The organism is Vreelandella vilamensis (assembly GCF_031451755.1).
In the GTDB taxonomy this organism is placed as follows: domain Bacteria; phylum Pseudomonadota; class Gammaproteobacteria; order Pseudomonadales; family Halomonadaceae; genus Vreelandella; species Vreelandella vilamensis.
In genome coordinates, this window is sequence record NZ_JARWAN010000047.1 from 1 (window position 1) to 6020 (window position 6020).

General features: G+C 51.1%; 6 protein-coding genes. 2 read left to right on the top strand and 4 right to left on the bottom strand.

Annotated elements, in window-relative coordinates; genetic code table 11:
- Positions 1–705 precede the first annotated feature (705 nt).
- Complete coding sequence (locus QC823_RS15945; RefSeq protein ID WP_309657328.1) at positions 706–1980, top strand: sensor domain-containing diguanylate cyclase; 1275 nt, start codon at positions 706–708, stop codon at positions 1978–1980.
- Between the two features lie 274 nt (positions 1981–2254).
- On the opposite strand, the gene QC823_RS15950 is transcribed toward QC823_RS15945, so the two are convergent.
- The 3 genes from QC823_RS15950 to QC823_RS15960 form a co-directional block, all read right to left on the bottom strand.
- Positions 2255–2539, bottom strand: coding sequence for a hypothetical protein (locus QC823_RS15950; RefSeq protein ID WP_309657329.1), 285 nt, complete (start codon positions 2537–2539; stop codon positions 2255–2257).
- Between the two features lie 152 nt (positions 2540–2691).
- Entirely contained in the window at positions 2692–2856 is a 165-nt protein-coding gene (locus QC823_RS15955; protein ID WP_309657330.1) for a hypothetical protein, read from the bottom strand.
- Positions 2857–2869: 13 nt separating this feature from the next.
- The gene (locus QC823_RS15960) at positions 2870–3628 is read right to left on the bottom strand and encodes a hypothetical protein (protein ID WP_309657331.1); all 759 of its coding nucleotides are present in this window, start codon (positions 3626–3628) and stop codon (positions 2870–2872) included.
- A gap of 361 nt (positions 3629–3989) precedes the next feature.
- On the opposite strand from QC823_RS15960, the gene QC823_RS15965 reads away from it, so the two are divergent.
- Positions 3990–5033, top strand: coding sequence for a site-specific integrase (locus QC823_RS15965; protein ID WP_309657332.1), 1044 nt, complete (start codon positions 3990–3992; stop codon positions 5031–5033).
- A gap of 6 nt (positions 5034–5039) precedes the next feature.
- On the opposite strand, the gene QC823_RS15970 is transcribed toward QC823_RS15965, so the two are convergent.
- Positions 5040–5912 carry a replication initiation protein gene (locus QC823_RS15970; protein WP_309657333.1) on the bottom strand — a complete coding sequence of 291 codons (873 nt, stop codon included), beginning with the start codon at positions 5910–5912 and terminating at the stop codon, positions 5040–5042.
- Positions 5913–6020: the final 108 nt, after the last annotated feature.

A 6020-nucleotide genomic window follows, 5' to 3' on the forward strand; every position in this document is an offset into this window, starting at 1 on the left:
ATTTTATAACATTGACCTTTTATAGCCTGAATCCGTCCCCTTTACAACCCTGAATCCGTCCCCTTTTAACCCTGAATCCGTCCCCTTTTAACCCTGAATCCGTCCCCTTTTAAAGCTAATAGCCTTTTTATTTCAAATAATTACAGCGCCTAAAAGGGAAAAGGTAAAAGTACATAAAAGAGCGCAGGTGCGCTCACCTACCCTCGCTTCGCTCGCCCAGCCCTTCGGGCTGCCTACTAATGACGCGCCAAAGGCGCGGACAATGGCGCTTTCGAGCCGCTTCGCGGCTGCGCGCCAAAGCGGGCACTATACGCGTTAGATCGTGCTGAACGTCAGCAAACCCCTGGTTTAGCAAAGCGGTGGGCTACGCCCACCAACCCCCTGTTACCGCTTCGCTCCATGCCGCTTCGCGGCATCAAAACCTCCATCCCCAAAACTCAAGAGATGGCGCGTAATCGTGAAAAACCTGACTATCCAGGCACACAAAAGCCCGCTCAATGGCGGGCTTTTGCGTGACTGATTCAGACTAAGCCAAAAGTTTTAGTATCTACCGCTAAAAAGTTGTAGATCGTTATAAGAATACAATCTACGTTAATACCCAGTAAATTATAGTTAATGAAGAATATGGAGACTCTACGTTTCCTGAAAGTGGGTTGTAGAAATTTTCTTGCCATAAAATCGCGAAGGACAACATTAGGGAGCATTATGCAGGACATTGATTACCTGCAGTTACTGGAAACCGCGATGGAGCACTCCCTCAATGCTGTGGTGATCACCACAGCCGACCTTGACCTTCCCGGGCCAACCATTATCTACGTTAATGCGGCCATGATGCGCATGAGCGGTTATACCCGGGAAGAGTTGCTGGGCGCCACGCCGCGTTTGTTGCAGGGGCCAAAGACCGATCGTGCCATGCTTGATCGCCTACGAAAGGCGCTGCACGCCGGTGATCCTTTCGACGCCATCACGGTGAACTACCGCAAAGACGGGTCTCCCTATGACGTAGAGTGGAACCTCTCGCCGGTACGCAATAAAACGGGGACTATTACCCATTTTGTGTCGACCCAGCGGGATATTACCGCCTCGGTAGAAGATCACCGACAAAGGTGGTTGGTATCCAGTGCGATTGAAATGTCGTCAGATAGCGTGGTCATCACGGATGCCAACGGCAATATTGAGTACGTGAACCAGGCGTTTGAGCGCTATACGGGTTACATGCGTGATGCGGTGATTGGGCAAAACCCACGGCTGCTTCAATCGGGCCATCACTCGGCCCAATTTTATCGCAATATGTGGGATATCCTGACAAGCGGTGACACCTTTCGCGATACGTTTTTGGATCAAACACGCGATGGAACGTGCCGCTATGTTGAGCAAACCATCAGTCCCATCAAAGATGAGCAAGGGCATATCATCCGCTATGTCTCCGTGGGCAAAGACGTCACTCAGCGGGTAATGTATGAACAGGAACTTGAACGCCTTGCCCATACCGATACCCTGACCGGGTTAGCCAACCGGCTAAGCTTTGAACGGTACTCGGCACTGGAAATGGCGCGCTCCCGACGTTACCAGCGTCCGTTGTCGCTGATCATGCTCGATATCGACTATTTTAAGCCGGTTAACGACATCCACGGTCACGACGTCGGCGACCAAGTGCTGGTCAAGTTTGCCAATGTGCTGCGGGAAAACTTACGCATAACCGATCTATGTGCCCGCTGGGGTGGAGAAGAGTTTATCGTATTAGTGCCTGAAACAACGCTTGCTCAGGCTTTACAGCTTGCGGAAAAGCTACGCGAGGCGGTCGCTGCCACGGCGTTTCCTGTTGTAGGGCAACAAATATCAGCCAGTTTCGGGGTGATTGAGTCACGCCGTGATGAGCTTATGCTACAAATGATAAAACGTGCCGATTTAGCGCTTTATCAGGCTAAAACAGCAGGACGTAACCAAGTCATGGCAGTAGAGGAAAGAGGACATGCATGATGCAGCGTCCCTATGGCTTGGTGATCGTGGCGTATCTTTTAAGGCATACCTCAGTCGATACGGTTTTGACGGCCTGAACCTCTTGCTTTCAAGCGAGATTCAGGCCGTTTTCCGTATCGGTAAATATAAACCACTCTAATCAATACATCGTCGTCCGGTGGTTATGCTCGCTATCTCAATTCATCTGAGTTAATACTGCTGTTACGGGCATTTTGCATTTGTGGACTGACTATAACGGCCTTGGTAAGGCGAAAAATCTTGAAAAGCGGCCTTTTCAGGCCGGGTTTTTACCCCAAAAGAATCTCCTCTGCGGCTTTTTCTCTACGTGTTCTTTAGCAAAGACGATGCCATTCACTTTGCCATACGCCCAGGCATCAAACATTAGTGTGCCTGGTAGGTAGGGTTGCTCGTGTTGATGGTTGGGGGGCTGTCCTGCTAAGCACCATGCCACAGCATCCAAATAGCCTTGCCAATAGGCTTCACTATGCGAAGCGGTATCTGTCTCTTTTGCTACCAGTAGCTCAGCCGCCTGCCCGTAATAGTGTTGAGAGATACTCATTTTACTATCCCCTGCTTTTTAGCTTTAGGCCTAATGGCTTTTATGGTTCTTACGGGATGAATATTTCCATCCTTTTGAAGAATAAACCCAGTTGCTTTTTAGCTCGTGTTTTTCCTCCATTGCCTCTACACGCGCTGTTAACGCTCAGGCCCTTACTCAGACTCAGCCTTGGTTTTGGCTTTATTGACCTCTTGGACGTTTTTCTCGGCGTTCTCGCTATGTTTTTTGCTCGCGGCGAACCGCTCTTTCCATTCGGCACGCTGCTCGGCTAATGCCTGCTTTTCGATTTCTTGAGCAATGAAAATGCCCCCAATCATGCCCCAGACAACGTTATTTCGATGAGAAAAGCCCGCGTAACCAGCGTATCAGGCCACGCTGCGGATGCAGAAGCATCTCACTTTCCAGATATTCGTTTCGCTCTTTCAAGTTTTTGACCTGGCTCTCCAGTTGCACCATCTGATATTGATAGCGCTGTCGGCGCTCTTTCTCATCCGCGAGTTCTTGCTCTATATGCTGTAGGTGTAAGCCCATTTCGTCCAAACGCCCCTCCTTACGGATAGTTTCCTCTCTGCTAGCTGCTAGATCGTCCTCTAGCGCCGCTAGGCGCTCTTTCAGTTTTACATGGGTTTCCTGGCGAGCCGCTTCCCTTCGTTCCTTTTGTCGTTCCTGGAACGCTTCTATACCCCTTATATCGGTAGGCATGTCCTCGCCAGCGGCTTGGGTATCGGCAGCAAGCTTGTTCACCTCTGCCGCGGTCAATGGGGCGCTTTCAAGAGCGGGGTACCTCTGGACGACGGCCCACGCCCTCGACCACTGACGCCACGTTGACCAGGGCAAGCCTAAGCCACCTTCCTCAATGGGTGCTTCGCACATTTTGTGCCAAGTGCTGAAGCCAAGGGCACCGATTGGGCTGGACTCGATAGCCTTCTTTGAGGGGCGGCCCTTAGATAGAACGTCTGGTAGCTGCTCGCGCACCGTACGCATGAAAACCATCCATTGGTTAGGCACGGACTCTGTTCCAAGGGCGGCTACGAGAGTGGCGTGAATGTGGCGCGCTTCGTCGCTGCGAATATGCGTAACAGGTTGCATTTGCCAATCTCCAATAAATGTGTAATTGTGTATTTATTACACATTATAACACATTTATTGAGATACAACGCTTGCGCGTAAGTACGCTTTAACAAACCATACTTACACGCGGCATAGCCGAGTAAGTATGGGAGGCCTAGGTATGAAACCCCGAAGCGAGGAACGAGCGTAGTGGGTGTAATAGGCCGACGAGGCGATGAGCGCACGGTGCCACAAGGGCTCGCCCGGCACCGTTGCCGATATCGCCTCTGGGGTTCGGTTGGAACGAAGGGTCGGTACTGGATCGTCCACTTGGCCGACCAAGAGGACGATCCAGTACCGACCTTGAGTGACAACCCAGGGTTTTACTGAGGAAGCATAAATGCCAACTGAAAAAACAAAACAGGATTACAGGAAGCTCGCTCAACACTTCTACGATAAGCGTTTGAACGGCGAGCCACCGACACCCAAAAAGATCACAGACGCTTTGCAGAAATGCTGCCACCAGTACCGACCGGCTTATTGGCGACGTCTGCGTAACGCTGTCGAGTTCGATCAAAGGGAAAAAGGCTATGAGGAATCTGCCGAACGGATTAAGCACACCCGGAATTTGATGACCACTATTAGCACTGGTGAAGGCATTATTGACTCGACGCTGCGCGGTGAGACGCCACCGAAGCAAAAAAGAGCGAAGTCGATTAGCCCTGACGATATTGAAAAGCTCATGCAGGCAGTCAAAGAGCTGAATGATGGAAAAGAGACCTCTGCTGCAATTTTTTTGGTCAGAAACTTAGGTGTGCGTCCGATTGAGCTTTTGAGCCTGCAAGTCGATAAAGAGCGGGGGTTAGTTCATGTGGTGGGTGCTAAAAAGTCTGGTGGCTTGCGTGGTGCTGATCGAGTGCTGACGCTGCCCGATGATCCACATATTCGTCGTAATATTGCTGGTGCTGCTCGCATTGTGCAGCGTGCCGAACGTGAGAAAGGAGGGGTAGTGCATCGTATCCAGTCTCGACTAGATCGGATTTCTCGCAGGCTGTGGCCCCGTCGACAGGCGCGGCCCAGCCTGTACACGTTTCGGCATGCGCTTGGCGGGAATTTGAAAGCTATGGGGTTAAGTCGTCCCGCTATCGCTTACATCATGGGCCACCAAAGCACTAAATCAGTGGAGGTATATGGAGATCGGCGAAAAGGATCCGGAACTATCGGTATAAAAATCTCGGGTAATGAAGCTCAGGCGTTTCAGGGCCGTGAGAATCATCGAGAAGCACCGGACGGGCTGCCCGAATCCAAAATTCCCCCCGCGCTGAGATCGGTTGCAGACAGTTTGAAGAGCCAACCCTCGGAAACTCCGGTTCAGCAAAAGGAAAAACCAGCGCAATCAGCCGCTTCGGCACCACCTAATCGGTTTCGAGGACCGAGCTTTTGATATGGTTTATTTCTGACCGGCTTTACGTGCTTCAAACGCGCGTAGCGCTGCGTCTTCCCAGGAGTCGCCAGGGCGTGCGTGTTTTGCGATCACTTCGGAGGGGATACCGTAGACTGAATGTTGATCGCTAGACGGTGGTTGTTTCTTTGTTTTTGCCTTGCGCCCCGTTTTTTTGGCATTTTTTTCACCGAATGTGAACACAAAATGAGAGACACGCCGCCCGGTTTTGCGCTGATCCCATTTCACCCATAACGAAGTGTGCTCATTAACCTGCTCTACGGCGGGTTCAACAACTCGTTTTTTGAAATCTTTGATCGCCGGATACTTGCCTTCAAGCATGAATGCGTCACGCAGCCACTCGATAGAAACTTCTCGTTCACCGACATCGCGCCACTGACATAACAGTTCATACAGTCGTATGGCATAGCCGCTGTTGAGTTTCGCAACGTCACTAAGCATGTATCGCGTGAACTGCTCAGTGAGCTGGGTCAGGTAAGGCAGCATATCCTTGCTGAACCGCAGCTCCACTCGCCCTTCGGACTTGACGTAGAGAATGGACTGCACCCAGCCAGTAATGAGCGTGCTGGTGCGCTTACCGCGTCCGTTTGGCTCCTGCTTTATCCAAACTTCACGGCGCTTGAGTCGCAGAGCAGCATCAGCCAGCTCCTTGTAGACCGAGTGCGACTCGGTGCCTGATAGGGCGGCATAATCGGCTGCGCTGACGCTATATAGGATATCGTCGGTGATCGGCTGATCACGGCGCACTTGAGTGATACAAGACAGCATAATGCGCTGCTCGGCGGGTGATAGACGGTAAGACGCCTCTACCAAAGCATTGCTCTTGTAAATTGGCTTACTTATTTCTTGTTGTTCACTCATAAGGCTACTTTTAAGGGATTTTATAACATTGACCTTTTATAGCCTGAATCCGTCCCCTTTACAACCCTGAATCCGTCCCCTTTTAACCCTGAATCCGTCCCCTTTTAA

Bases quoted from the DNA above. Each gene is read 5' to 3' on its own strand.
- QC823_RS15960 (WP_309657331.1), bottom strand. From the start codon at position 3,628: ATGCAACCTGTTACGCATATTCGCAGCGACGAAGCGCGCCACATTCAC.
- QC823_RS15970 (WP_309657333.1), bottom strand. From the start codon at position 5,912: ATGAGTGAACAACAAGAAATAAGTAAGCCAATTTACAAGAGCAATGCT.
- QC823_RS15950 (WP_309657329.1), bottom strand. From the start codon at position 2,539: ATGAGTATCTCTCAACACTATTACGGGCAGGCGGCTGAGCTACTGGTA.
- QC823_RS15955 (WP_309657330.1), bottom strand. From the start codon at position 2,856: ATGATTGGGGGCATTTTCATTGCTCAAGAAATCGAAAAGCAGGCATTA.
- QC823_RS15965 (WP_309657332.1), top strand. From the start codon at position 3,990: ATGCCAACTGAAAAAACAAAACAGGATTACAGGAAGCTCGCTCAACAC.
- QC823_RS15945 (WP_309657328.1), top strand. From the start codon at position 706: ATGCAGGACATTGATTACCTGCAGTTACTGGAAACCGCGATGGAGCAC.